The organism is Streptomyces sp. NPDC048111 (assembly GCF_043202815.1).
Taxonomy (GTDB): Bacteria; Actinomycetota; Actinomycetes; order Streptomycetales; family Streptomycetaceae; genus Streptomyces.
Window position 1 is genome coordinate 970,096 of record NZ_JBIDBD010000001.1, and the last position, 25,852, is coordinate 995,947.

The following is a 25,852-nucleotide window of genomic DNA, read 5'->3' on the forward strand; positions in this document are numbered from 1 at the left end:
CCGGCTGCCCGCCGGCCGCTGGTCGCCCCGCCGTCCCCCGACCGACCCGTCCGGGGGCCGACCCAGGAGGGGAGGTGACGCGGGAGCCTCGCTCAGAGAGGATGTCCGCATGTCAGTCACCTCCAGCAGCGCGCTGCCCCGCCAGGTCGCCGACGCCTATGTCGACGCACTCATCGAACTCGACCCGATCACCGGGAGCTATCTGGGCGTCAGGGCGAGCCACGCCCTCCTGCCCGACTTCTCCCCCGCAGGACAGTCGGCGCTCGCCGACCTCGCGCGCACCACGCTCGCCCGTCTCGACGAGGCCGAGCGGCGGCCCGGCGCCGAGAGCGACGCCGAGCGGCGCTGCGGCAGGCTGCTGCGGGAGCGGCTGACCTCCGAACTCGCCGTGCACGACGCGGACGAGGGGCTGCGCAGGGTCAGCAACCTCAGCTCGCCGGTGCACGGCATGCGGATGGCGTTCACGATGACCCCGACCGAGAACGACGAGGACTGGCGCGCCCTCGTCTCCCGTCTGCGCGCGGTGCCCGACGCCATCGAGGGCTACCGCGCCTCGCTCGAACTGGGCCTGGAGCGCAAGCTGTTCGCCGGTCCGAAGGCCACCGAGACCGTCATCGGGCAACTCGGCGAATGGGTCGACACCGGCTTCTTCGAGGGGCTCGCGGCTCCGGGCCCCGACGACCTGCGCACCGAACTCGACACGGCCGCAGCCGGGGCCGCCGACGCGCTCGCCGCGCTGCGCGACTGGCTGCGCGACGTGTACGCGCCCGGCATCGAGGGCGCGCCGGACACGGTGGGCCGCGAGCGCTACCGGCGCTGGTCGCAGTACTACAACGGCACCGCGCTCGACCTGGACGAGGCGTACGCCTACGGCTGGTCCGAGTACCACCGGCTGCTCGGCGAGATGAAGAAGGAGGCCGCCAAGATCCTGCCGGACGCCGGTCCCTGGGAGGCGCTGGCCCACCTGGACGAGCACGGCGCACACATCGAGGGTGTGGATCAGGTCCGCGACTGGCTGCAGTCGCTGATGGACGAGGCGATCGAGGCGCTCGACGGCACGCACTTCGAACTCGCCGAGCGGGTACGGAAGGTGGAGTCGCGCATCGCGCCGCCGGGCGGCGCGGCAGCCCCGTACTACACGGGCCCCTCCGAGGACTTCTCGCGCCCCGGCCGCACCTGGCTCCCCACCATGGGCGAGACCCGCTTCCCCGTGTACGACCTGGTGTCGACCTGGTACCACGAGGGCGTGCCGGGGCACCACCTCCAGATCGCCCAGTGGGCGCACGTCGCCGACCAGCTCTCGCGCTACCAGGCGACCGTCGGTCACGTCAGCGCCAATGCCGAGGGCTGGGCGCTGTACGCCGAGCGTCTCATGGACGAGCTGGGCTTCCTCACCGATCCCGAGCGCCGGCTCGGCTACCTGGACGCGCAGATGATGCGGGCCTGCCGGGTGATCATCGACATCGGTATGCACCTGGAGCTGGAGATCCCGGCCGATTCGCCGTTCCACCCGGGCGAGCGCTGGACGCCGGAGCTGGCGCACGAGTTCTTCGCCGGCCACAGCAGCCGGCCCGCCGACTTCGTCCGGAGCGAGCTGATCCGCTACCTGTCGATGCCGGGCCAGGCCATCGGCTACAAGCTGGGTGAGCGCGCCTGGCTGCTGGGCCGGGCCAACGCCCGCGCCCGTCACGGTGACGCCTTCGATCCGAAGGCCTGGCACATGGCAGCCCTCTCGCAGGGTTCGCTCGGCCTGGACGATCTGGTGGACGAGCTGTCCAAGCTCTGAGAACGGCGCGGGGACGGCCGCCCAACCGGCCGTCCCCGCACCGGAGTTCAGCAGCCGCAGTCCGCCGCGTCGATGGGCGCGGTCAGCGGATCGGCGGCGCGCCGCTCGCCGCCCTCCCAGGTCTCGAAGGCGAAGCCCTCGCGCACCCAGTACTCGAAACCGCCCAGCATCTCCTTCACCCGGAAGCCCCGTTCGGCCAGGGCCAGGGCCGCGCGGGTGGCGCCGTTGCAGCCGGGGCCCCAGCAGTACGTGACCACGGGCACCGACGGGTCGAGCAGCCGCTCGGCCTGCTCGGGAATCAGGGCGGTGGGCAGGTGGACGGCGCCGGGCACATGGCCCTGGTCCCAGGACGCGGTGGACCGCGAGTCGAGCACGACGAAGCCCGGGTCGCCGCCGGCGGCGAGCGCGGTGGCCACGTCGGAGACGTCGGCGTGGAAGACCAGATTGGCCCGGAAGTACGCGGCGGCGTCGGCCGGGGCGGCGGGAGCCACGCGCAGGACGGGGTTGGCGGGGGCGGTGGGCTGTGATGTCATGGCTGAAAATCTACGAGGTGATGATCAACTCCGGGAAGCAACGATCCCGGGAACAACCCTTGATCCGCCGGGCTTTCCACGGTTGTCTGGGCGCATGAACGCGTATTCCCCGGACGCCACCGACTGGCACATACTCGAAGCCCTCCAGAGCCAGGGCCGGGCGAGCTTCGCCGAACTGGCCCGGACCGTATCGCTGTCGGCCAGCGCCGTCACCGAGCGGGTGCGCCGCCTCGAAGAGGCCGGGGTGATCGCGGGTTACACGGCCGTGGTCGACCAGGAGCGCCTCGGCCGGCCCATCCTCGCCTTCGTCCGGCTGCGCTACCCGAACGGCAACTACAAGCCCTTCCACGATCTGGTGGAGGCGACGCCGGAGATCATGGAGGCCCACCATGTGACCGGCGACGACTGCTTCGTGATCAAGGTGAGCGCCCGCTCCATGAGCCACCTGGAGGAGATCTCGGGCCGGATCGGCACCCTGGGCGCGGTGACGACCAGCGTGGTCTATTCGTCCCCGCTGCCACGGCGCGCGATCGGCCGCTGAGGCCCACCGGGCGCACGCCCGCCCCCGGCGAGGCTCAGGCCCCGGTCCCCCGCAGCCGCACCGACGAGCCCGCCCGCTCCTTCACCACTTCGAGCTGGGCGGGGATGCGCCGACGCAGATCGCCGACGTGGCTCACGATGCCCACGCTGCGGTCGCGTTCGCGCAGCGAGTCCAGTACGTCGAGCACCTCGTCCAGGGTCTGGTCGTCCAGGCTGCCGAAGCCCTCGTCGATGAAGAGGGTGTCCAGGCGCGCGCCGCCCGCCTCGTCCGCGACCACGTCGGCGAGGCCGAGGGCCAGGGCGAGGGAGGCGAAGAACGTCTCGCCGCCCGAAAGCGTCGCCGTGTCGCGTTCGCGGCCCGTCCAGGCGTCCACCACATGGAGCCCGAGGCCCGAACGGCCCCGGCCGCCCCGGGCATCGGAGTGCACCAGCGTGTACCGCCCGCCCGACATGCGCTGGAGCCGGACGGTGGCGGCGGCCGCCACCTGTTCCAGCCGGGCGGCCAGGACGTACGACTCGAGCCGCATCTTGCGCTCGTTGTCGGCGGAGGTGCCCGCGGTGAGCCCGGCCAGGCCCGCGACCCGCTCGTACTCCTCGCGCAGCGGGCCGATCCTGCGGGTCTCCTCGACGGCCCGGCCGCTGAGGGCGTGCAGTTCCGCGCGGCGGGCCCGCGCCGCCGCCAGGGCCGACGTGGCGTCGCGCAGGGCGCGTTCGGCGTCCGCCGCCTCGGCCGCCGCCTCTTCGGTACGGGCCGGGGCGGCCCGGCCGGCCGCGGCCGTCGCGGGCTCCGCCAGACGCGCGGCGACGGTGTGCCGCTGCTGCTGCCACGCGTCCAGCCGGTGCTGGATGTCCCGCTGGCCGCGCTCGTCGATCAGGGCCGCCGAGGCCGCGGCGGGAGTGTCGAAGCCGGCCCGGAACGCCGCCTCCGAGAGCCGTCCGTCGGCCTCCTTCAGACGCGCGGCGCTCTCCTCCACGGCACGGACCGCCTCCACCGCCTCGGCGAGGACGGACGCCCGGTGTTCGAGCAGCGCGGCCCGTTCCGCGACGCTCGCCGAGCCGGCCCGAGCCTGGCCCAACTCCCCTTCCAGTACAGCCTGTTCACGCTCAAGGGCTTCACGGGCGGCGGTGCGGGCCGCGGTGTCGCGCTGCGCGGTGCGCCGGGCCTCCTGGCGCCGCTCGTGCTCGCGCTCCGCCGAGGCGAGGGCGAGCCGCGCCTCGTGCAGGCCCGCCGCCGCTTCACGCGCCGCCCGGTGCTCGCGCCGCAACTCCGCTGCCTCCGCGGCCAGTTCGGCGAGGCCGGCCTCCCCCGCCTCGGCCCGCGCGCCCGCCAGGTCCTCCCGTACGGAGGCGAGGGCGGCCTCGGCCTCGGCCCGGGTGCGGTCCGCGCGGCGGTGGGCCTGCTGCGCCGCGTCCTCGGTGGCACGGTCGATCTGGCCGGCGCCGGGGCGGGCGGGCGCGGGGTGCTCGGTCGAGCCGCAGACCGCGCAGGGCTCACCGTTTCCCAGGCGCGCCGCGAGTTCGGCCGCGATGCCGCGCAGCCGCTCCTCGCGCAGGGCCAGCCAGTGCTCATGTGCGGTGTTGGCGTCCTCGCGGGCGCTCGCGTGGCGCTGTTCGGCCTCGCTCAGGCGGCCTTGCAGCGCCTCGCGCCGACGGGCGGCGGCCAGGCGGCGCTCGGCCGGCGCGAGCTGCCCGGCGAGCTGTTCGGCCCGCGCCGCCGCCTCGTGGGCGGCGTCGATCCGGGCCTGATGGGCGAGCCGGACGCTTTCCCAGCCCGCGAGCCACGCCGCCGCGTCCGCCAGGACGTCCTCGTCGGCGCGGGCCTGCCGGTCGAGGCGGGCGCGCTCGGCGTCGATCTCGGCGCTGCGGCGCTCGGCGCGGCGGGCGGATTCGAGGGCGCCGAGGTCCTGGCGCATCCGCCGTTCCAGCGCGGCGAGTTGCTCGGCTCCGGCGTCGGCGAGGTCGGGGTGCAGACGGGCGCGCGAACGGTCGCGTTCGGCGGTGGCCGTGCGGTGGGCGCGCTGGGCCTGCTCCTGCCATTCCAGGGCGGGCGCGACCCGTTCCGCTTTGCGCGCGTTTTCCAGACGGGCCGTCAGCTCCTCCTGCTCGGGGCGGCGGGCCTCCAGCTCGTCGGCCCCGGCACGTGCCTCGGCGTACCGCTCCTGGAGCAGGGCCAGTTGCCGGGTCTCTTCCGCGACGCGGGCCGCCGCCGCCTGCCTGCTCTCGGCGGCGGCCAGTGCGGCGGAGGCGATGTCCACCCGTTCCAGGGCTCCGGCACGGGCGACGGCCGCCCACTGCAGGACGGCGGAGGCGAGGCCCGGGTCGCCGGGGCGGGCGTCGGGCAGCGGCCAGTCACGGGTGTCCGCGCCGTCGCCCGCGGCCTGCGCCATGCGCTGGGCCAGGGCGAGCAACTGGCCGTCGCCCTCCTTGACTTGACGCTCCGCCGTCTTGCGCAGCTCGGCCAGACGGTCCTCGACGGCGGCGAACCTGCGGGTGTCGAAGAGCCTGCCGAGCAGCCGGCCGCGCTCCTCCGCGCCCGACCTGAGGAAGGTGGCGAACTCTCCCTGCGGCAGCAGCACGACCTGGCAGAACTGTTCGCGGCTCATCCCGATGAGCTGCCCGAGCTCCTCGCCGATCTCCTGGTGCGAGCGGCTGAGCGCCTGCCAGGTGCCCTCCGCGGGGTCGAACGCGCGCAGCCAGGTCTGGGCCTTTTCGGTGGTGAATCCGCTGCCGCGCTTCTTGGGGCGCTCCTGCTGCGGGCGCCGGGTGACCTCCAACCGCCGTCCGCCCACGGTCAGTTCGAGCAGCACTTCGGTGAAGACGTCCGGCGCCGCGTGGTCGCTGCGCAGGGGCGTGCCGGGGCTCTGGCGCGCCCCGGGCACCGCCCCGTACAGGGCGAAGCACACCGCGTCCAGCACCGAGGTCTTTCCGGCGCCGGTCGGGCCGTGCAGCAGGAACAGACCCGCCGAGGACAGCGCGTCGAAGTCGATCTCCTGGCCGGCGGCGAAGGGGCCGAAGGCCGTGACGCGCATGCGGTGCAGCCTCACCGGGTCACCTCGCGCACGCCGTCGTCCACCCGCACGGCGTCGAACGCCCCTTGCAGGACGGTCCGTTCGTGGTCGTCGGGACCGCTGCCGCCGCGTACGTGGGCCACGAAGTCCTCCGCGATCTGCTGGTCGCTGCGGCCGCTGAGCCGCTGGGCGTACGACGCGTGCGGGTCGCCGTCGGGGCGTTCGGGGTCGAAGACCAGGCTCAGCGCGTGGGGGAAGCGGGCGCCGATCCTGGCCATCGCGTCGGTGGGGCGGACCGCGTCGGTCAGGGTGGCCTCCACCCAGGACTGTTCGTGCCGGGTGAGCGCCGGGTCTTCGAGCAGCTCGTCGAGGTGGCCGCGGATGCGGGCGAGGGGGCGGGGCACCGGGCAGTCGACGCGCTCGGCCGTGACCGCGCCGTCGGCGGCGAGGTCGACCAGCCACATGGACTTGCGGTGGTTGGCCTCGGAGAAGGAGTAGGCGAGCGGGGAGCCCGAGTAGCGGACCCGCTCGGTGATGGCCTGGCTGCCGTGCAGATGCCCGAGGGCCACGTAGTCCACGCCGTGGAAGATCCCGGCGGGCACGGCGGCCACCCCGCCGACCGTGATGTCGCGTTCGCTGTCGCTGGGCTCGCCGCCGGCCACGAAGGCGTGCGCGAGGACGAGGGAGCGGGTGCCGTCGGGACGCGTCGCCAGGTCGGCGCGCACCCGCTCCATGGCCGCCGTCAGCACCGCTTCGTGCCCGGACTTCGCGGCGCCCAGTTCGTCGCGGACCAGGGCCGGCTCCAAATAGGGAAGCCCGTAGCAGGCGACGTCACCGATCATGACCGGGGTGCCGCAGCCCGCCGGGTCGGTCCGCAGATGGATGCCGGCCCGCTCGATCAGGCCGGCTCCGACGCCCAGCCTGCGCGCCGAGTCGTGGTTGCCGGAGATCATCACCGTGGGCACCCCGAGCCCGGCCAGGCGGTGCAGCGCCCGGTCGAAGAGCTCGACAGCGGCGAGCGGCGGCACGGCGCGGTCGTACACGTCCCCCGCGACCAGGACCGCGTCCACACCTCGGTCGCGCGCCGTCGCCACCACGTGGTCGACGAACGCGGCCTGGGCACCGAGCAGGTCGACCCGGTGGAGGGACCGGCCCAGGTGCCAGTCCGAGGTGTGCAGAAATCTCATGATCCTCGAGGGTAACGGTGGGGTCTGACATCACGGGCGGTAACCGGAACATCCGTCCGTCCAGGACGTCGCGGCGCCTCCGCCTCAGGCGTCGCCGTACGCCTCTCCCCCCAGCTCCAGCACGGCGGTGCCGGCGGTGGCGTCGGCGAGCCAGCCGCGGAAGGACTCGACGTCGGCCTCGGGAAGGCCGACCTCGATGGTGACGGCCTCGGCGTACCGCACCTCGCGGACCGCGCGCCCGGTCGCCCGCAGGTCGTTCTCCAGCTTGCCCGCGCGCTGGTGGTCGACGGTGACGGTGGCCAGCCGGAACCGCCGGCGCACGGTCGTGCCGAGCGCGTCGAGCGCCTCGCCGACGACACCTCCGTACGCCCTGATCAGACCGCCGGCGCCCAGTTTGATCCCGCCGTAGTAGCGGGTGACCACGGCCACCACGTAGCGCATCTCGCGCCGGGTGAGCATCTGGAGCATGGGCACTCCGGCGGTGCCGCCGGGTTCGCCGTCGTCGCTCGCCTTCTGCACGGAGGCGTCGGCTCCGATGACGTACGCGAAGCAGTGGTGGCCGGCCGCCGGATGCTCCTTGCGGATCCGGGCGACGAAGGCCTGCGCCTCCTGCTCGGTGGCGGCGGGCGCGAGCGCGCAGATGAAGCGCGACCGGTTGATCTCGCTCTCGTGCACGCCCTCGCGGGCGATGGTGCGGTACTGCTCCTGCATCCGCCCACCCTATGCGCCCCGCGCGCCCCCACCCGCCGCCGCCCGCCCCCGGCGGACCGGGGGCGGGCGGCGGCGGGCTGCCTACCGCTTCAGGAGCGCGTCGGCGACGGCGGCCGGTACCGGCGCGAGGGGCGCGGGCCGCGTGGTGAAGGTGCCCCGGCCCTGGGTGCGGCCGCGCAGCCGGGAGGCGTACCCGAACAGCTCGGCCAGCGGCACCGCCGCCGTGATCACCGCGGATCCGGCCACGGCGGTCGACGCCGAGACCTGCCCGCGCCGGGCGGCGAGGTCGCCGAGCACACCGCCCACACCGTCCTCGGGGACGGTCACCGTGACCTCCACGACCGGTTCGAGCAGCCCCATCGCGCTCGCCCGCAGCGCTTCGCGCAGGGCAAACCGGCCGGCCGTGCGGAAGGCCATCTCGGACGAGTCCTTGGAGTGGGTCGCCCCGTCGGTGAGCGTGACCCGGAGCCCGGTGACCGGATGCCCGCCGAGCGGCCCCTCGCCGAGCGCGTCACGGCAGCCCGCCTCCACGGCCCGCGCGTACTCCTGCGGCACCCGGCCGCCCACCACCGTCGAGCGGAACTCGAATCCCACCTCCTCCAGGGGTTCCACGTCGAGCACGACCTGCGCGAACTGCCCGGCCCCGCCGTCCTGTTTGACGTGCCGGTGGACGTGCCCGCTCACCCCGCGCAGCACGGTCTCGCGGTACGAGACCTGCGGGCGGCCGACGCCGACCTCGACGCCGTGGTCCCGGCGGATCTTCTCCACCGCGACCTCCAGATGGAGTTCGCCCAGGCCGGAGACCACGGTCTGCCCGGTCTCCGGGTCGGTCCGCACGACCAGCGACGGGTCCTCCTCTGCAAGGCGCGCCAGGGCCGCGGCGAGCCGGCCGGTGTCGGTCCCGAGCCGCGCCTCGACCGCGACCGACACCACGGGATCGGCGACGGCGGGCGGTTCGAGGAGCAGGGGCGCGTCCGGCGCGCACAGGGTCGCGCCGGGTCGGGCCGCCTTGACGCCGACCACCGCAACGATGTCGCCCGCCATCGCTTCCTCCCTGTCCTCGTGCTGGTCGGCCTGCACCCGCAGGATGCGGCCGACTCGTTCGGCGCGGCCGGTCGCCGCGTCGCGGACGGTGTCGCCCTTGCGCAGGACGCCCGAGTAGATCCGCACGTACGTGAGCCGGCCGCGCGCGGTGACGTTCACCTTGAAGACGAGCGCCGCGAACGGTGCGGCGGGATCGGGCGCCCGTTCCTGCTCCGCGCCGTCGGCGGCGCCGCGTACCGGCGGCATGTCGAGGGGTGAGGGCAGATAGGCGACGACCGCGTCGAGCAGCGGCTCGATACCGCGGTTGCGGTAGGCCGAGCCGCAGAGCACCACCACGGCACCACCGCTCAGGGTCAGTTCGCGCAGGACGCGGACCAGGGTCTGCTCGGTGAGCGCCGACACGGCGCAGAACTCCTCCAGGGCGTCCGGATGCAGCTCGGCCACCGTCTCCTCCAGGAGGCGGCGCCGCCTGGCCGCCTCCGCGAGGAGCGCGCCGTCGACGGGGCCGGCGACGCAGGTGTCGCCGTCCCAGCGCAGGGTGCGCATCCGGACGAGGTCGACGACGCCGGTGAAGTCGCCCTCGCGGCCGATGGGCCGCTGCACCACCAGGGGTACGGCGCCCAGCCGGGCCCTGATCGAGGCGACCGCCGCGTCGAGGTCGGCGCCCGCGCGGTCGAGCTTGTTCACGAAGGCGATGCGCGGCACGCCGTGCCGGTCGGCCTGTCGCCACACCGATTCGCTCTGCGGCTCGACACCGGCGACGGCGTCGAACACGGCGACGGCGCCGTCGAGCACGCGCAGCGACCGCTCGACCTCGTCGGCGAAGTCGACGTGCCCCGGGGTGTCGATCAGGTTGACGCGGTGCCCGGCCCAGTCGCAGCTGACGGCCGCGGCGAAGATGGTGATGCCGCGATCGCGCTCCTGGGCGTCGAAGTCGGTGACGGTCGTGCCGTCGTGGACCTCACCCCGCTTGTGGACGGCGCCGGTCGCGAAGAGGATCCGCTCGGTGACGGTCGTCTTGCCCGCGTCGACGTGCGCGAGGATGCCGAGGTTGCGGACGGCGGAGAGGGAAGTCGCTTGGGCAGCGGGCCTGTTGGTGCGCATGGCCGGAGGCCTTTCGGGTGCTTTCGCCGAGATGGCTCAGGAATCGGAAGGTGCGCGCGATTCCGGACGGCGTCGGCCGAGGTGGCCCGGCTGTCATCGCGATGACAGAAACCGTCATCGGTCAGCGCATTGACGCAACGTCACATAGCGACGGTGAAGGCCGCGCAGCCGTCACCGGGCGGTGTGAGACACCAAGATCACGTCGTACCGGCACGAAGGGGCGGAGGTCACGGTGTGGTGCGTACGCATGATCCGGCTCCCTTCTCTCTTCACTCGGCGACTCGTCCGCACATCAGCGGTGCGCTGCACCCGGTGGGCGGCACGCAGAGCGAGTGTAGGGAGGGGCGGGCGCGGAGGTCACCGGGTTTTCCAAGAGCCGCCGTACACGAGCAGCCCCTTCAACATCCGCAGCGTGCAAGGCCGTTGACGACCTCGCGACGCCAGGACTACCTTAAGCGCGCCGAGATTCTGCTACCTGATCAGTATTCATGTAGCTGAACTGCACAACTCTCGCCACCCCTATCCCCGCTCACCCACCCCCCGACGTGAGGACGTGCGATGTCGCTGGATCGCAGAGATGTGCTGCGCCTCGGAGCCGGCGCCGCCGCGGGCACCGCGCTCTCCTCGGGAAACAGTCAGGCGGCATCCGCAGCGACCGCGGGCCCGCAGGGCGGGGGCGCGGATACAACGGACGACCACGCCCGGATCGTGGCCGCCTACCGGACGCTCCAGGTCGGTACGGGCCGCAGGTCCCCGAAGCGCGACCGGGCCGTGGCGGCCCTGGACGAGGTGGCTCTCGACTACCTAGCGGCCATGGATGTGAACCGCGACCAACTCTGGCCGGACCTCCCGACCGGCCCCGGCAGCACCTATTTCCCCACCATGTACTACCGCCTGCGGACCATCGCGGTGGACTGGGCGACGCCCGGCTCCGCCCTCTCCACCCGCCCCGAACTGCCCGGCCACCTCGTGACCGCGCTCAACACCCTCCACCGCACGCAGTACAACGAGCACACGGCCGAGCTCGGCAACTGGTACTCGTACGAGATCGGCGTGCCCTACTGGCTGCTGCAGACCGTCGTGGCCCTCGGCGACCGGCTTCCCGCCGCCGACCGCGAACGCGTCCTGCGTCCGGTGCTGCGCTTCGTCGCCGACCCCAACCGGCGTACCGCGACAGCCGGGTTGGTGGAGACCGGTGCCAACCGCGCGGACAAGGCGCTGATCACGGTGGTGTCCGGGGCGCTCGCGGGCGACGCCGCGCGGGTGGGTGCGGGCCTCGCGGCGGTGACCGACGTGGCCGGGCACGGAGCGGCCGACCTCACGCGCCGCTCCACCGCGGGCGACGGCTACCGCACCGACGGGTCCTTCCTCCAGCACGAGGTGGTGCCCTACCCCGGCCACTACGGCCTGGTGCTGCTGAGCGCGATCGCGGCGCTGACGTACGTCACCGCCGAGACATCCACTCAACTTCCTTCTCCGGTACGGCAGATGTTCGAAGAGACGGTCACCGACACCTACGCGCCCTTCCTGTTCGCCGGGTCGATGATGGATCCGGTGCGCGGCCGGATGCTGTCGCGACAGGGCGAGAGCGGGCATGACGCGGGGCACCAGCTCATCGCCGCCGTGGTGCTGCTCGCCGCGACCGCGGCCGAGCCTGCCAGGTCCCGGCTCGCCGGACGTGCCGCGCGATGGATCGCCGAGGGCACCTGGGCTCCGTACCTCGACGTCACCGGGCTGGCGCGGTTCTCCGGTGGGCTGCAACCGGTCGGTGTGCCCGAGGTGGAGCTCGCCGAACAGCTGCCGTCGCCGCGCACGGCCATGGTGGTCCGCGAGCACCGGGTGTTCCCGCAGATGGACCGCATGGTGCACACGACGCCCGGCTGGTCGGCCTCGCTCGGGGTCGGCTCGCGGCGGATCTGCCGGTACGAGTCCATCAACGGCATGAACCTGCACGGCTGGTACACCGGTGACGGCGTGCTCCACACCTTCCTGCCGGAACAGCAGGGCCATTACAGCGACGCGTACGGGCCGACGGTGGACGCCACCCTCCTCCCCGGCACCACCACCAAGGACACGCCGCCGCCCCCGCTCCTGGCCGACCCCCCGCGCACCAGCACGTCCTACGCGGGCGGGGTCCGCTTCGACGCCCAACACGGCGCGCACGGTCTGGACTTCGTGTCGCAGGACGGCACGCTCTCGGCACGGAAGTCGTGGTTCTTCACCCCGGACGCGGTGATCTGCCTCGGCGCCGCGATCACGGATGCCTCGGGTGCGGCGGTACGGACGACCGTGGAGAACCGGAACCTGGGTGAGGGGGGCGGGGCGCGGAACTCGGGTGAGGATGGCTCGGCCCGGTTTTTGGCCGATCGGAGCCCGGACGCGCAAGGCGGTTCCCAGCTCCTGGTCGACGGCCGGCCCGATGCCTCACCCCTCGGCACGGTCCGGCACGTGAGCGGCACACGCTGGCTGCATCTCGCGGGCACGGCGGGCTACGTCCTGCTCGACGGCGTCGGCCACCAGCGCCTCAGCCTGCTGCGCGAGGACCGTACCGGCAGCTGGCTCGACATCGACACGGGTGCCAACACCCATGGCACGGCTGACCGTTGGACCCGCCGCTACCAGAAGATCGTCCTGGACCACGGGACCCGCCCCGCCGGCGCGAGCTATGCGTACGCGGTTCTGCCGGGCGCGTCGGCGGACCGGACGCGCAGGGCGAGCGGGCGCTGGCGCGTCCTCGCCAACTCGGCTCTCGTTCAATCGGTGCGCCTGGACGGGGAGTTGAGGGCGGCGACGTTCTTCGGCGCCGGGTCGGCCGAGCGGGTCCGGGTCTCCGGCCCGGCCGCGATGATGTGGGGCCGCACCGCCCACGGCTGGACCTTCACCCTCGCGGACCCCACGCAGACCCAGGACACGGTGCGCGTCACCGTCGACGGGGCCGGACGCCGGCTGCTGCACGCCGACCCGTCCGTCACCGTGGTCGCGACGCATCCGCGCTTGGTGGTGGACGTGAAGGTGGGCGGGTCACTGGGCGCGACGCACACCTTCATGACGGGCTGAGGGCCGACCGCTCCCTCGTGATCCACTGGGACCGGCATGTGGACCCGTACCCCAGGAGAGATCATCGATGAGCGCGTGGAGCAAGGCACTCGACGCCGCGGGCATCCGCGAGGCAGAGCTGCGTGACGACTACACGCGCCAGCGCGAACTGGCCGCCCGCTTCAAGCGCAGCGCCTACCTGGCGGCCCGACTCCTCCTTCCCGCACCGCTCTTCCCGCACGTCATCGCCACGACGGCGTTCATGCACCACAGCGACAACCTCCTGGACAGCGGCCCGGTCGAGGGCCGGGCCGCTGTCTACGCGGACTGGGAGCGGCAGGTGCGCAAGGCCCTCGCCGACGGCGAAAGCACCCACCCGGTGATCCGCCCGTTGTTGCACACCGTCGCCGCCCACCCGCGTCTGCGCACCCATGTCGAGGAGTATCTGAGCACCGCCCGCGCGGACCTGGACTTCGCGGGCTTCGCCACGGAGTCCGACTACCAGGCCTACCTCGACGCGTACTCGCTCCCCGCGTTTATGCTGGTCGCCTGCCTGCTCGCGCCCGAGGGCGACGCGACGGCCTTCAGGGCGGCGTGCCGCACCTACATCGACGCGGGGCAGCGCCTCGACTTCGTGAACGACCTGGCGGAGGACCTGGCGGACGGCCGCCTCACGATTCCGCGTGAGACCCTCGACCGCTTCGGGGTCACCCGCGAGGACCTGGAACAGGCCCGCGACTTGCCCGGCACCCGGCAACTGATCACCGCGGTCTTGACCCAAACCCGCGAAACCCTGAACGCGAGCCGCCCGGTCACCACCCTGGCCACCCCCGAGGGCCGCCCGCTGGTCCGCGCCCTCCTGGCCCTGGACGGCCTGACGATCGCGGCGGCCCACCACAAGGGCCCCGCCCTCCTCAAGGCCTCGGCCCGCCCGTCGCTGCCGGGGGTGGTCAGGGTGCTGGTGCGGGAGCGCAGGGCGGCGGGGCGGGCGCGCCGAGGCTGAGCTGCTGAAGAGGCCTCGACCGGCTCTTCCCGCGCAGGGGAACCGTCCCGGCGGCACGCGGCGTGAGCAGCCCGCCGAGGGCCCCGAGTTGCAGCAGGACGGTCGCCCGGGCCCCGGGTAAGCGCGGCCCGTGGAATGGGGACGCTGTCCCGGCGCGTTGTATGGGGGCAGAGTGACGACCACATCCCCAGGAGCCCCCATGCACCCCGCCCAGGGCGACACCATCCGCAGGATCCTCACCCAGACCGGCGACACCTGGGCCGTGGTCGGGCTCTCCGGGAATCGGGGGCGGGCCGCCTATGGGGTGGCCCGGGTGTTGCAGGGGTTCGGGAAGCGGGTCGTGCCCGTGCATCCCAAGGCGGAGACCGTGCACGGGGAGCGGGGGTACGCCTCGCTTGACGCCATTCCGTTCCCCGTCGACGTGGTCGACGTGTTCGTCAACAGTGAGCTCGCCGGGGACGTGGCCGATCAGGCCGTCGCCATCGGGGCCAGGGCCGTCTGGTTCCAGCTCGGGGTCGTCGACGAGCAGGCGTACGAGCGCACCCGGGCCGCCGGGCTCGACATGGTCATGGACCGGTGCCCGGCCATCGAGATCCCCCGGCTGGGCTGAGGCCGGACCGGCCCCCCGCGCGCATTGGGCGAGTGCGGGTATGTACCACTGAATCGCACACGCTCATACTGTCGCCTACCAGACCTACGGGGAGGCACCAGTTGGGGGAGCTGATTCGTACCAGGGACGGGCGGGACTTAGCGGTCGAAAACTTTGGGAACCCGCGGGGCAGACCGGTGTTCCTGCTGCACGGCACCCCGGGGAGCCGGCTCGGTCCGGCTCCGCGCAGTGCGGTGCTCTACCGCCTCGGCGTCCGCCTGATCACGTTCGACCGGCCGGGGTACGGCGACTCCGACCGGCTGCCGGGACGCAGCGTCGCCCATGCCGCGGCGGACGTGGCGGCCATCGCCGACGCGCTGGACATCGACGAGTTCGCCGTCGTCGGCCGGTCCGGCGGCGCCCCGCACGCCCTGGCCTGTGCGGCGCTGCTCCCGGACCGTACGGCGCGGGCCGCGGCCCTGGTGGGGCTCGCGCCGCGTGACGCGCAGGGGCTCGACTGGTTCGAGGGGATGACCGAGTCCAATGTGCGGGAGTACATCAACGCGGCTGCTGGAAAAGGGCAGTTGACGACCGCGCTGACCATGCGGTCGATCACCATCCGCTCCGATCCGCGCCGTTCGGTCGATGACATGCGCCACGGGCTGCCCAAACCGGACCGCGGCATCGTCGCGGACGCCGGCATCCGGGTGATGCTGGAGCGCAACTTCGAGGAGGCGCTGCGCAGTTCGGCCGACGGCTGGGTGGACGACGTGATGGCGTTCAGTACCGACTGGGACTTCCGGCTGGAGGACATCACCGCCCCGGTGCTGCTGTGGCACGGCGAGCAGGACGTGTTCGCGCCCGTCCAGCACACCCGCTGGCTGGCCGAGCGGATCCCGGGCGCCCAGTTGATCGTCGAGCGGGGCGCGGCCCACTTCGGTGCGCTGCGGGTGCTCACCCGGGTGCTGAGCTGGGCCACGTGGTGAGGAAGTGAAGGGGGGCCCGGGGCCGGCCGGCTCCGGGCCCCCGCGCGTCACACCGGCTGCGGCTCCAGGTCGCGGTTGATGCGGCGCCAGGAGCGGGCCGCCTCGGCCACGGGGTGGTCCACGCCCAGTTGCTTGGCGGCCGGCTCCAGGATGGAGGCCCGCAACCGCTGGGCCTCCTCCTCGCGGCCCGCCGCCCGCAGGGTGATCGCCAGGTTGGAGCGGCAGGCGAGCACATCCGGGTGGGTCGGGCCGAACCGCTCCAACAGGCCCTTGAGGGCGGTGCGTTCCCACCGTTCGGCCAGGTCCGGCCGGCCCAGGTCGCCGTACGCGTTGGCGAGGTTGATCGCCGCGCACAGGGTGAACGGATGCCGTGCGCCCAGGACTTCCTCCAGCGCGGCCCGCACGTCCTCACCGCCGCGCGCCGCCTCCTCGGCCGCGCCCAGGCCCCGCTGGTAGATGTAGAGGTTGTTGCGGCAGGCCAGGGTGAAGGGGTGCTCCTCGCCCAGGGTGCCCTGGTAGCCCTCCAGGGCCTGGAGGGCCAGGTCGAGCGCGGCCTGCTTGTCGCCGGTCGCCGAGAAGTCGGCGGCCAGGTTGAGGCAGCAGGCGAGCGCGTCCGGCGCCTTGGTCCCGTAGCGGCCGCGATAGCGGTTGTACGTTTCCTCGGTCAGTCGCTTCGCCTCGTGCGGATGCCCCGCCTTGCGCAGGGACACGGCGAGGCTCTTGGCGGTGCGCAGCGCCTCGGGCACGTCCGCGTTGAGGACCCGCTCGAACGCGGCGACCACCTCGCGCAGCAGCTGCACGGAGGCGGTGTAGTCGCCGCTCTCCCGCAGGTCGCGCCCGAGGTGGCCCTTGGTGGTGAGGGTGAAGGGGTGGTCGTCGCCGAGTAAGGCGCTGCGCCGCTCGACGGTCTCCTCGTCGAGCCTTCGGGCCGCCTCGCTGTCGCCGCTGAGCCGGTAGTCGATCGCGAGGTTGTTGGCGGCGATGAGGGTGCGGGGGTGGTTCTCGCCGAAGATCTGGCGCAGGCCGTGGTAGATCCGCAGGTCCCGGGTGAGGGCCTCGTCGAACCGGCCGAGCGCGCGCAGGTCGGCGGCGAGGCTGCCGGTGGTGATGAGGATGCTGGGGTGGTCGTCGTTGGGGTGGTCCTTGTGCAGGACGCTGATCTGACGGGCGAGGGTGTCCTCGTCCATCGCCCGGGCCTCCACGTACTTGCCCTGGGCGCGCAGCGCGTTGGCCAGCTCGAAGCGGATGTTGAGGGTCTGGAGGTCGTTCTCGCCGAGCTCGCGCGTCCAGACCTTGTTGAGCTGGGTGCCCAGCACCCGCGCGCTCTCCAGCTCGCCGCGCTTGAGCAGATAGCGGATGCGGTCGACCATGAGCTGGCGGACCTTCTCCTCGTCGCAGTCGGCGATGCCGGAGGCGCTCAGGTGCGGCCAGATCAGCTCGAAACTGGGCCAGCTCTTGGGGTCGTTGACCGGGTTGTCGCGGTCGACGCCCTCGACCGGGCGGGCCTCGGCGAGGATGCGGTGCACCTCGTGCTTGGCGGTGTCCACCTCCTCGTCGCTGAGCCCGGCCCGCACGGCCGCCTGGACGAGCCGGTGCACCTGGATGCTGCTGTCCGCCGGGTCGACCTTGGCCAGTGCGAAACGGTTCAGGGTCTGGATGACCTTGCCCAGCATGTAGCGTTCGCGCAGGTCGGGGTCGTAGGGAAGCAGCGACTCGAACATGGAGTCACTGCCGATGAGGCGCATCGAGATCGGCTCGGCGGAGAAGAACGAGCAGAGTTCGAGCAGCCGGACGGCCGCCTTGGACTCGTCGCGCAGCCGGCTGATCGAGATGTTCCAGGTGGCGCCGATCTGCTCGGAGTAGTCCTCGGGCTTGCCGAGCGAGAGGACCTTGGTGCTCTGCTCCCTGAGCTGTTCCACGTACGCGTCCACGGGCGTCGCGGTCTCGGCGAGCCAGGCGGCGGCGACCTCGACGGCCAGCGGCAGGTCGCCGACCGCGTCGGCCACCCGGTCGGCGTCGGTGGCCGGCATCTTCGTCACGCGCCGGCACAGGTGCTCGACGCTCTCGGACCGGGTGAAGACCTCGACCTCGATGGCTTCCACCGCGGTGGAGGCGGGTTTGTTGCGGCAGGTCGCGAGTATGTGGCCGTAGGTCTCGCCGGAGATGGGCTCGACCTCTTCGGGCAGCAGCTTCAGGGCCCGGTCGAGGTCCTCCACGTTGTCGAAGATCAGCAGCCAGCGGGAGTAGGGCGCACCGCGCCGCAGGGCCTGGAGGGCGGCCGCGGCGGCCTCGGCGACCACGTCACCGGCCCTCAGGTCCATTTCGGCGGCCAGTTCGGCGAGCGAGGACACCACCCGGTCGGGCTGCTCGGCCTCGATCCACCACACGAGGTCGTAGTCGGCCCGGAAGCGGTGCGCGTACTCGCGCGCCACCTGCGTCTTGCCGACGCCGCCGAGTCCGTACAGGACCTGCGGGAAGCGCTGGGCCGAGCGGCTGTCGCCGCGCAGCTGGTCGCGCAGCTTCTCCAGGACGGAGGTGCGGCCGGTGAACCAGGCGTGCCGCGGGCGTACGTTCCAGATCTTGGGCACGCTGCCCGGATAGCGCGGTCCGGCGGGCGCGGAGGCCAGCGCGGTGACCGCCTCGGCCCGGTCGAGCGCGCTGACCACGGCCGCCGCGGCGTCGCTCTCGTCCAGGCGCACCAGGTCGATGACGCCGCGGCTGCTCAGCGGCGGGCTCAGGCGCACGTCGCCGACGCGCACGGGCAGGATGTGGCGCCGTGCCCCGGAGGCGTCGAGCCCTCCCCCGGTCTCCCAGAAGCTCCTGGCCCGCTCGGAGTTGAGGTAGGCCTGCGAGACGACCGGGATGACGCGGTAACCGGCTCCCGAGGTGAACTCGGCTTCCCGGCCCGGTGTTTGGGGCGCGCGGACGTCGACCGGCATGACGTGGAACCCGGCGGTGGTGAGTACGTGCACCAGCCAGTCCGCCCACATCTGGTCCTCGGCGACATGGGTGAGGACCAGGTTGGACGGCGGCATGGGGCGGCGCCGGGTGTAGGCGGCGACATGGGTGAGGCGGTCGGCCTCGTCGATGGGCGGCAGCGAGTTGACCAGGCCGCCGGTGAGCACCGAGGTGAGCCGTTCGCAGGCGCTGAGCATGGAGCTGCCGACGTTGGGCGCGTCCCCGAAGGTGGCCAGGATCTCCTCGTACGCGTAGAAGGGCCGGTACGGCACCTCGACCGTGCCCCAGTAGTTGCCGAGTTCCTCGGGGCTCAGCCCGCTGGGGAAGCCGGGGAAGCTCTCACGGGCCAGGGCGCGGCCGGCGTCCGCCTTCTCCTTCTCGCCGTCGTCGATGCGCATCGGGACGGGCAGGATGCGGATGCGCCGCTCGTGGTAGCGCTCCTCGATGTCGCGGGCCACGGCCGAGGCGCCGTCGATGCTCTGGTCGCTCAACGTGAAGCAGACGACGAGGACTTCGGGCATCTGGACGGTGCAGATGTCGGCGATGTCGCTGAGGCCGGTGCGGCTGTCGATCAGGGTGTAGTCGTAGTGGCGCTGCATGTCGTCGCGCATGGCGTCGAAGAACTGGCCGCCGCCGAACCGCTCGTGGAAGTCGTCCCAGTCCATCTTGCTGACGATGGAGGGGTAGTCGCGGTTGCGCCGTCCCGCCGAGAGGAAGTCGAGGCTGCCGCCCTGGGGGAAGTTCCAGTTGAGGGAGGTGGCGTGCGGGCGGACCCGGGCGTAGTCGCGGTGCCATTCGGGGTCGCGGTTGGCGGGGCGGCGGGCCTCGTCCTGGTAGTCGGTGATCAGGTTGATCAGACCCGGCGTCGCCTCCAGGTCGGCGAGGTCGAGGAAGGGGTGGAAGAACCGGTGCAGGCCCGGTGCCTCCAGGTCCCAGTCGACCGCGAGCACCCGGTATCCGTTGGCGGCCAGGATCCACGCGCAGTTGGCCAGCGCCATGGTCCGTCCGGTGCCGCCCTTGTACGAGTAGAACGTGACGACGGTCCCGTTGCGGTTCTCAGTCATCTGATGAGCCCTCCGCCTTATCACCGTTGTTCTTGTCCTGGTCCGTGCTCTGACCGCGGCCGCTGGGGCCACCTGCGCCGTAGCCGATGCCGCCCGGAAGCACCCGGGGCATCGGCCCACCGCTTCCGGGCGGTGGATAGGTCGGCGCATTGGCCTCGTAGTGTCTGACCGCCGCCTTCACGGCCCCCGGGATCGCCTTGCTGAAGGCTTCCAGTGTGGGCAGTCCGGCGCTCGGTGTGCGGTGTCCGTCGCTCTCGTCGGTGCGGGCGGCGAGTGCGGAGTCGGTCCGCTGGGCCAACTCCTCGCCGTGCGTGGCGTGTTGGGGGTCGTCCACATTGCCGGGGACCATGACGCTGATCCAGGGCCGCCCGGTGGTGCAGAGCTGGTCGAGGAGTTCGCCGCGGCGCCGGGCGTCCAGGGCCCAGCGGTCCAGGAGCAGCAGGCCGGGCCCGGGCGGGCCCGAGGCGAGGAGCCGCTGGGGCTCGGCCTCGAAGTCGCTGAGGTGGACGGTGTAGTTGAGGTTGCGCACGACGTCCACGGCGTGGTCGGCGAGCGGTCTGGTGGACGCCGGATGGTACGGGTTCCAGTCGAGGGCCTCGGTCCCGTAGTAGTCCGGGCTGCGGCCGGCGGGGAGGCTGGAGCGCGAGCAGGCCAGGACGGAGACCTCCATTTCCCGGGCCGGCCCGCCGGCCGGACCGAACGCGGGCGGCACCTTGGCGTAGTCCTGGTGCGGATCGCCGGGCTCCAGCTGCGTCTGCTGGGCCACGTTCACGATGCGTTTGGCGAGCCGGTAGACGGCGCGCTCGTACTGGTCCCGCAGGTAGTTGAGTTTGATGAGCCCGTAGAAGCCCTCGTCGGCGTATTCGTCGCCGAACGTGGCGTGGTTGAACTGGAGCCGTTCCGCGGGCTGGGGCAGCTGTCTCGTCGGCACGGGCACCCACAGCGCGGGCACAATTCCGGTGACGGGGTAACTGTTGTTGCTGCTGGTACGGGTGTTCTGCGCGGCGGCTCTGCTGGAGAAGGCGAACCACTCGCGTCCGCACTGTTCGCTGAGGAAATAGCGTGGTGAATACAGCGGTACGAACACCTTGCAGAAGGCCAGCGCCTCCGAGAGCCGTTCCTGCCAGCCCTCGCCGGGTTGCATCTGCTGGTCCATGAAGCCGGCGCTGCCGGCCGGGAGGGGCGTCAGCTGCATCACATGGGCGCAGAGATCCCGGAAGAACCGCTGTACCCACAGGTTGGGGTCCTTGTCCTTGGGGTCGCTCTTCGGCGTGTGCGCGTAGCTGAGGAAGAAATATGGCTTCTGCCCGTCCCCCTGGGCCCCCACTGATCCCTGCACCACTGTCTCCCCCGGTCCAAGTGGATGGGACCTCAGTGTAGGAACGGAGGATTCTCCGGCGGAACAGAACGAACAAACCCAGTGGGAGATCCACCCATGGAGTTCCGATCAGATCATGACCGAAATCATGCGGCGTCCGATGAGTGGATCAATCAACCAGGGGCGAAATGCGCTCGATTCACCGAAGAATTCAGGGAGTCGCGCCTCCGTTCCTGGCCAGCCAGGCCGCCCGGTGGCGCCGTGCGGAGTCCTCCGCGGCGGTGAGCGCCGCCCGGGAGACGGTCTCGCCCTGCCAGGCCGACACCGTCCCGCCCATCGTCGTCACGAAGCCCCGGCCCAGGTCGGTGAGGGATCCGGAGCCGAGCAGCACCTCGACGGCCTCCGAGGTCTGGCGGCGCCAGCGGGCGAACTCCGCCTCTGCCACGTCCCGTTCGGCGGCCAGCGGCGCCGTCTCGCGGCGCACCCGCCAGAAGTCGGTCACCGCGATGTGGGCGTACGTTCCCTGGAGGAGCCCGCCGATCGGGCGCGGATCCTCGCGCCAGGGGGCGTAGTAGCGGCCGCGGTCGGCCGTGTCGTACAGGTCGACCACGTCGAGGACCGCGGCGAGCTTGACGTGCTGGAACTCGTGCACCATCAGCAGGGCCAGCCGGTCGGGCGTACCGGGCCGTGCCACCCCGATCGCGCCCCACGCGTCCTTGCACGCGGCGCTGACGTCGCTGCCGTCCGGCGCGTGCAGGGGCGTGATGGTCCGCAGCCCCGCGGCCACGCCGTCGGCGTAGGCCGGGAGTTCGCGCCGGATCAGGGCCCAGGCCCCCGTGAGGTCCTCGGACCAGAGTTTGGCCTCGTCGGCCGCGAGCCGCGCGGAAACGGGCCAGGAGTGGCAGTCGCGCAGCGGGTCGGTGTCCTCGATGGCCACGCCGAGACCGTCACCCGCGAAGACGCGGACGGGGTGCCAGTGCGGGGTCAGTCCATCCACGCCCTCCTGCCAGCCGATGTCGAGCCGGCGCGTTCCGGCCCGCACGGTGAACCCGTCGGTGCCCGGGGTGACGTCCGCGTGGGTGGCCGGGGCGTCGAGGCGTACGCTGCCGAGCCCGGGCAGCCGCAGGGTGCCCCCGCGCAGCGGCACCGTGACGGTGAGGTCGAGCCGGGCGCGCAGCGCGGTGGCCGCGGCGATCTCGGCGAGGCCGCCCGCCGGCGCCGTCCGGCCTTCGAGGACGCCGAGCGCCCACGTCCGGGTGTAGGGGTGGCCGAGGACGCCGGCCAGGGCGTCGGGGACCTCGGCGTCGAGCCGGGTCAGCAGCTCCCAGGCGGCGGTGCCTTCACGGTCCGAGAGCGCGATGCGCTGCTCGCTGACGGCGGCCAGCAGGTCCTGGTTGAGGTCGAGCTGGGCTTCGGCGAGGCGCCCGACCGTGTCCGCCCCGCCGAAGCCGGCGGCCAGGGCGTCGAAGTCGGCCTGCGGCATGGGGAGTTCGGGGCGCGTCGGGGTCGGTGCGGGCACGGCCGCCTCCCGGTCCTTGATGGTGGTGACCAGGGCCAGCAGGTCGGGACAGAACACGGACGGGTTGGCGAACCCGGCGCCCGTGCGGTAGCGGTGCGCGTAGAGGCCGCCCCCGCAGGACTGCACGACGGGGCAGCCGCGGCACTGATCGCAGAGCTCTTCGACGCCCTGCTGGCGGGCGAGCATGCCGGGGTGTTCCAGGACGTCGTCGAGGGAGTGCGTGAAGACGTCCATGCCGGTGGCCGGGGCGCCGTCGTACGACGTCTTGAGGCTGTCGGCCTGCTCGAAGGTGCCGTCGGTCTCGATCACGACGAGGTCGGCGGGCGCGAGGCCGAGCGATTCGGTGAGGCTGCTCCCGCCGCGCAGGGTGCGCAGGACGGAGTCGAAGATGCGCACCGGCACGGGGCGGCCCGCCGCGTCCCAGCGGCGGTAGATCGCGTCGAGCCAGTCGGCGTAGGGGGTGGTGGCGCCGGCCGGGCGGGGCGGCGGGGTGTCCCAGGTGGCGTGCGGGAGCAGGAAGTCGATGCGGGGCGGTGTGAGTTCGACCAGGGCGTCGTACACGGCGACCGGGTCGTTCTCGATGTCGATGGTGCACAGCAGGCCGGCGAACAGGCGCCGGTAGCGCGGGCGGTTGAGGAGGTCGACCGCGCGGATGACCTTGGCGTGGCTGCTGCGGCCGTCGGCGTAGCGGCGGTGGCGGTCGTTGGCGACCTTGTCGCCGTCGAGCGACACCCCGACCTTGATGCCGAGTTCGAGGAAGAGTTCGCAGAACTCCTCGTCGAGCAGCACCCCGTTGGTGTGCATGCGCAGATCGAGGGCGCTGACACCGTGCAGGGCCCGCTGGAGTTCCTCGGCGGCGCGGCGCAGCCGGTCGCGGCCGGCCAGCAGGGGCTCGCCGCCGTGCAACACCACGTGCACGGTGGGCAGTTGGTGGGCTCGGGCGTGCTCGGCGATACGGTTCGCCACCTGGGCGAGGATCTCCGGCGACACGGCCCGCGGCCTGCCCCGCCAGCTCGTGTCCGCGTGCTCGTACACGTAACAGTGGTCGCACGCCAGGTCGCAGCGGCTGTGCATCTTCAGCACGAACTGCGAGAGGGCGAGCGGATTCGGCCGGTCCATGGGGTGCGTCGTTCCGCCCGTCAGAGCGCCGACTGGAAGGCGGACGCGCCGGGGACGCCGGGGCTCCCGTACGCCGCCATCACCCGGACCAGCTGGGCCGGGGCCCGCCCGGCGCTCTGCGCCGCGGCCCGCTGGAGCAGCGGTAGCCGCCTGCCGGCCGGCCGGAGGGGGGCGGGGCCGGGCCGTACGGCCGCCGAGACGAGAGCGTCCACGTGAGCGCCTTTCGGATCGTAGCGCCGTCCACGCACCAGGGTCTTCCTGGATCTCTGCGCGGAACACGGCTCGTAGAACAGGGCATGGGCTTGTCGATCATGCGCGATTCGGCCGCACGCCGTGCCCATGTGCGCTCATGCGCCACGAGCGACTGGTCCGACCGCCGCCGCCTCCCCGGGACACCACAACGGCCATGGCCCGTGCCCAGGTTCGGCGTCAGCGCCGAAACCACCCTCACGAGTGGTTTCGTCCGAGATGAACTCTGTTGTCGTCACTTCCGACCCCGCGGAAGTGCCCATAAAAACAGCCTCCACCCGACTTGGCCCCGGATGCCAGAGAGAAAGCCAAAATCGTCCAGAACGCAATGCGGAACCGATCACGCCGCGCGACCGGGGGCACACACCGGCTCACATACGGACGCGCGGCACCCGCCCGCCCCCGCCGCACCGTCACGTCCCCCCGTACACGCACACGCGTACGGCGCAACGCTAACAGGCCTGCCGGGCAAGGCGGTTGGCGTCTCAGCGGGGGGACCGGGGCGTCTCAGCGCTCGAACGGAACCGAGATGGCCATGGTCAGCGTGACCGGCTCGGATCCCGCGTTGCGGTACGTGTGCGGGGCGTTGGCCTCGAACGACGCCGAATGGCCCGCCGGTACCTCGTGGTCCATGCCGTCCACCCCCAGGGTGAGGGTGCCTTCGGTGACGTGCAGCAGCTCGACGGTGCCGACGGGGTGCGGATCGGAGGTGCTGCCGTCGCCGGGCATCAGGTGCCAGTGCCACATCTCCAGCGGGCCGGGCGCCTCGGTGCCGGCGAGCAGCGTGCTGTAGCTCCCCCGCTCGGTGGACCAGAGCCGGACGGCCTGGTCGGGCGGGACGATGCGCACCGTGGGCCCGCTCTCGTAGTCGAGCAGCGTCGTGATGCTCACGCCGAGCGCGTCACCGATCTTCACCACGGTGCCCACGCTCGGGTTCGTCCTGGCCTGCTCGATCTGGATGAGCATGCCGCGGCTGACTCCGGCGCGGGTCGCGAGCGCTTCGAGGGTGAAGCCGCGTTCGGTGCGCCAGCGCTTGACGTTGCGGGCCAGTGACTGGGTCAGCAGTTCGAGGTCCGACACATTCCGTCCAGGTGGTGGGCCTCCGGGGAGGCCGTCCAATATTTATGATGACAGGGTTCAATACAGTGCACTATCGTGCGGTGCACCCCACTGAACCTCCGCGTCACCGCACTGTACTGCGAGGCCCCCCATGACAGCACTGTTCGCCCTGGCCACCAGCCTCCTGTGGGGTCTCGCCGACTTCGGCGGCGGGCTGCTGACCCGGCGCATGCCCGCGTTGACGGTCGTGGTCGCCTCACAGACGGTCGCCGTCGTGGTCCTCGGCGCCCTCGTGCTCGCCACCGGCGGCCTGGGCGAGGCGGGGCCGCAGCTGTGGTTCGCGGTGGCGGCCGGCGCGGTGGGCCCGGTCGCCATGCTCAGCTTCTACAAGGCCCTCGCGCTCGGTCCGATGGGCGTGGTCTCGCCGCTCGGCTCGCTCGGCGTCGCGGTGCCGGTGGGCGTGGGACTCGTCCTCGGCGAGCGGCCCGGGCTGCTCCAGTTCGCCGGGATCGCGGTGGCCGTGGCCGGCATCCTGCTCGCCGGCGGCCCGGAGTTCCGGGGCGCGGCGGTGCGGCGCCAGGCCCTGCTCCTGACCCTGCTCGCCGCCTTCGGGTTCGGCGCCGTGATGGCCCTGATCTCCGAGGCCTCCACCACGGTGACCGGTCTGTTCCTGGCGCTGTTCGTGCAGCGCGTGACCAATGTGGCCGTCGGCGGCGCGGCTCTGGCGATCTCGGTGCGGCGCGGCGCGCGGGCCCTGCCCGAGGAGGGCGGTCTCGGCGCGGTGCGGGCGGCGCTGCCCGCGCTCGCCTTCGTCGGCCTCGCCGATGTGGCCGCCAACGGGACGTACTCGATCGCCGCCCAGTACGGCCCGGTCACCATCGCGGCCGTACTCGCCTCGCTCTACCCGGTGGTCACGGCGATGGCCGCGCGCGGATTCCTCAAGGAGCGGCTGCGCGCGGTGCAGGCGGCGGGCGCGGGGCTCGCCCTGGTCGGCACCGTCCTGCTCGCGACGGGCTGAGGGGCGGCCCGGGAGGCGCCG

The 25,852-nt window shown here is 72.7% G+C and carries 17 protein-coding genes; 7 read left to right on the forward strand and 10 right to left on the reverse strand.

Annotation, left to right across the window (positions count from 1 at the left end; translation table 11 throughout):
* Positions 1-109: 109 nt before the first annotated feature.
* Entirely contained in the window at positions 110-1,786 is a 1,677-nt protein-coding gene (locus ACGF3I_RS04315; protein ID WP_393128997.1) for a DUF885 domain-containing protein, read from the forward strand.
* Between the two features lie 47 nt (positions 1,787-1,833).
* On the opposite strand, the gene ACGF3I_RS04320 is transcribed toward ACGF3I_RS04315, so the two are convergent.
* A complete protein-coding gene (locus ACGF3I_RS04320; protein ID WP_393128998.1) occupies positions 1,834-2,319 on the reverse strand; it encodes a rhodanese-like domain-containing protein in 486 nt (161 codons plus the stop codon).
* 94 nt (positions 2,320-2,413) lie between these two features.
* Here ACGF3I_RS04320 and ACGF3I_RS04325 point away from each other — a divergent pair, with 94 nt between their 5' ends.
* Complete coding sequence (locus ACGF3I_RS04325) at positions 2,414-2,860, forward strand: Lrp/AsnC family transcriptional regulator (protein ID WP_393128999.1); 447 nt, start codon at positions 2,414-2,416, stop codon at positions 2,858-2,860.
* Between the two features lie 34 nt (positions 2,861-2,894).
* Here ACGF3I_RS04325 and ACGF3I_RS04330 read toward each other — a convergent pair whose 3' ends face one another.
* The 4 genes from ACGF3I_RS04330 to fusA all read right to left on the reverse strand — a co-directional run bounded on the left by ACGF3I_RS04330 (position 2,895) and on the right by fusA (position 9,913).
* Entirely contained in the window at positions 2,895-5,903 is a 3,009-nt protein-coding gene (locus ACGF3I_RS04330) for an AAA family ATPase (protein ID WP_393129000.1), read from the reverse strand.
* Positions 5,900-7,054, reverse strand: a complete 1,155-nt coding sequence (locus ACGF3I_RS04335; RefSeq protein ID WP_393129001.1) for an exonuclease SbcCD subunit D — start codon at positions 7,052-7,054, stop codon at positions 5,900-5,902. Before ACGF3I_RS04335 ends, ACGF3I_RS04330 begins: the two co-directional genes overlap by 4 nt.
* A gap of 84 nt (positions 7,055-7,138) precedes the next feature.
* Complete coding sequence (locus ACGF3I_RS04340; protein WP_393129002.1) at positions 7,139-7,765, reverse strand: YigZ family protein; 627 nt, start codon at positions 7,763-7,765, stop codon at positions 7,139-7,141.
* Between the two features lie 81 nt (positions 7,766-7,846).
* A complete protein-coding gene (gene fusA, locus ACGF3I_RS04345) occupies positions 7,847-9,913 on the reverse strand; it encodes an elongation factor G (protein ID WP_393129003.1) in 2,067 nt (688 codons plus the stop codon).
* Between the two features lie 558 nt (positions 9,914-10,471).
* Here fusA and ACGF3I_RS04350 point away from each other — a divergent pair.
* From ACGF3I_RS04350 to ACGF3I_RS04365, 4 genes are all read left to right on the forward strand, one after another.
* Positions 10,472-12,970 (forward strand): polysaccharide lyase family 8 super-sandwich domain-containing protein, encoded by a 2,499-nt coding sequence (locus ACGF3I_RS04350; protein ID WP_393129004.1) that lies wholly within the window; start codon positions 10,472-10,474, stop codon positions 12,968-12,970.
* Between the two features lie 67 nt (positions 12,971-13,037).
* The gene (locus tag ACGF3I_RS04355; protein WP_393129005.1) at positions 13,038-13,952 is read left to right on the forward strand and encodes a squalene/phytoene synthase family protein; all 915 of its coding nucleotides are present in this window, start codon (positions 13,038-13,040) and stop codon (positions 13,950-13,952) included.
* Between the two features lie 199 nt (positions 13,953-14,151).
* Positions 14,152-14,562, forward strand: a complete 411-nt coding sequence (locus tag ACGF3I_RS04360) for a CoA-binding protein (RefSeq protein ID WP_393129006.1) — start codon at positions 14,152-14,154, stop codon at positions 14,560-14,562.
* 101 nt (positions 14,563-14,663) lie between these two features.
* Positions 14,664-15,527, forward strand: a complete 864-nt coding sequence (locus ACGF3I_RS04365) for an alpha/beta fold hydrolase (RefSeq protein WP_393129007.1) — start codon at positions 14,664-14,666, stop codon at positions 15,525-15,527.
* A gap of 47 nt (positions 15,528-15,574) precedes the next feature.
* Here the strand turns inward: ACGF3I_RS04365 and fxsT are convergent, their stop codons facing one another.
* The 5 genes from fxsT to ACGF3I_RS04390 form a co-directional block, all read right to left on the reverse strand.
* Positions 15,575-19,549, reverse strand: coding sequence for an FxSxx-COOH system tetratricopeptide repeat protein (gene fxsT, locus ACGF3I_RS04370; RefSeq protein WP_393129008.1), 3,975 nt, complete (start codon positions 19,547-19,549; stop codon positions 15,575-15,577).
* Positions 19,542-20,888, reverse strand: a complete 1,347-nt coding sequence (locus ACGF3I_RS04375; RefSeq protein WP_393129009.1) for a TIR-like protein FxsC — start codon at positions 20,886-20,888, stop codon at positions 19,542-19,544. The genes fxsT and ACGF3I_RS04375 overlap by 8 nt, the downstream gene beginning before the upstream one ends.
* Before the next feature lie 190 nt (positions 20,889-21,078).
* Positions 21,079-23,505 carry an FxsB family cyclophane-forming radical SAM/SPASM peptide maturase gene (locus ACGF3I_RS04380; RefSeq protein WP_393129010.1) on the reverse strand — a complete coding sequence of 809 codons (2,427 nt, stop codon included), beginning with the start codon at positions 23,503-23,505 and terminating at the stop codon, positions 21,079-21,081.
* A 20-nt stretch (positions 23,506-23,525) separates the two neighbouring features.
* A complete protein-coding gene (locus tag ACGF3I_RS04385; RefSeq protein ID WP_393129011.1) occupies positions 23,526-23,717 on the reverse strand; it encodes a hypothetical protein in 192 nt (63 codons plus the stop codon).
* A 544-nt stretch (positions 23,718-24,261) separates the two neighbouring features.
* Entirely contained in the window at positions 24,262-24,834 is a 573-nt protein-coding gene (locus ACGF3I_RS04390; RefSeq protein WP_393129012.1) for a helix-turn-helix domain-containing protein, read from the reverse strand.
* Between the two features lie 130 nt (positions 24,835-24,964).
* Between ACGF3I_RS04390 and ACGF3I_RS04395 the strand changes: the two genes are divergently transcribed.
* Complete coding sequence (locus ACGF3I_RS04395) at positions 24,965-25,831, forward strand: EamA family transporter (protein ID WP_393129013.1); 867 nt, start codon at positions 24,965-24,967, stop codon at positions 25,829-25,831.
* Positions 25,832-25,852 lie beyond the last annotated feature (21 nt).

What these genes read in the sequence shown, in the direction of transcription:
- ACGF3I_RS04315 (WP_393128997.1), top strand. Translation starts at nt 110, where the DNA reads ATGTCAGTCACCTCCAGCAGCGCGCTGCCCCGCCAGGTCGCCGACGCC.
- ACGF3I_RS04320 (WP_393128998.1), bottom strand. Translation starts at nt 2,319, where the DNA reads ATGACATCACAGCCCACCGCCCCCGCCAACCCCGTCCTGCGCGTGGCT.
- ACGF3I_RS04325 (WP_393128999.1), top strand. Translation starts at nt 2,414, where the DNA reads ATGAACGCGTATTCCCCGGACGCCACCGACTGGCACATACTCGAAGCC.
- ACGF3I_RS04335 (WP_393129001.1), bottom strand. Translation starts at nt 7,054, where the DNA reads ATGAGATTTCTGCACACCTCGGACTGGCACCTGGGCCGGTCCCTCCAC.
- ACGF3I_RS04340 (WP_393129002.1), bottom strand. Translation starts at nt 7,765, where the DNA reads ATGCAGGAGCAGTACCGCACCATCGCCCGCGAGGGCGTGCACGAGAGC.
- fusA (WP_393129003.1), bottom strand. Translation starts at nt 9,913, where the DNA reads ATGCGCACCAACAGGCCCGCTGCCCAAGCGACTTCCCTCTCCGCCGTC.
- ACGF3I_RS04350 (WP_393129004.1), top strand. Translation starts at nt 10,472, where the DNA reads ATGTCGCTGGATCGCAGAGATGTGCTGCGCCTCGGAGCCGGCGCCGCC.
- ACGF3I_RS04355 (WP_393129005.1), top strand. Translation starts at nt 13,038, where the DNA reads ATGAGCGCGTGGAGCAAGGCACTCGACGCCGCGGGCATCCGCGAGGCA.
- ACGF3I_RS04360 (WP_393129006.1), top strand. Translation starts at nt 14,152, where the DNA reads ATGCACCCCGCCCAGGGCGACACCATCCGCAGGATCCTCACCCAGACC.
- fxsT (WP_393129008.1), bottom strand. Translation starts at nt 19,549, where the DNA reads ATGACTGAGAACCGCAACGGGACCGTCGTCACGTTCTACTCGTACAAG.
- ACGF3I_RS04380 (WP_393129010.1), bottom strand. Translation starts at nt 23,505, where the DNA reads ATGGACCGGCCGAATCCGCTCGCCCTCTCGCAGTTCGTGCTGAAGATG.
- ACGF3I_RS04395 (WP_393129013.1), top strand. Translation starts at nt 24,965, where the DNA reads ATGACAGCACTGTTCGCCCTGGCCACCAGCCTCCTGTGGGGTCTCGCC.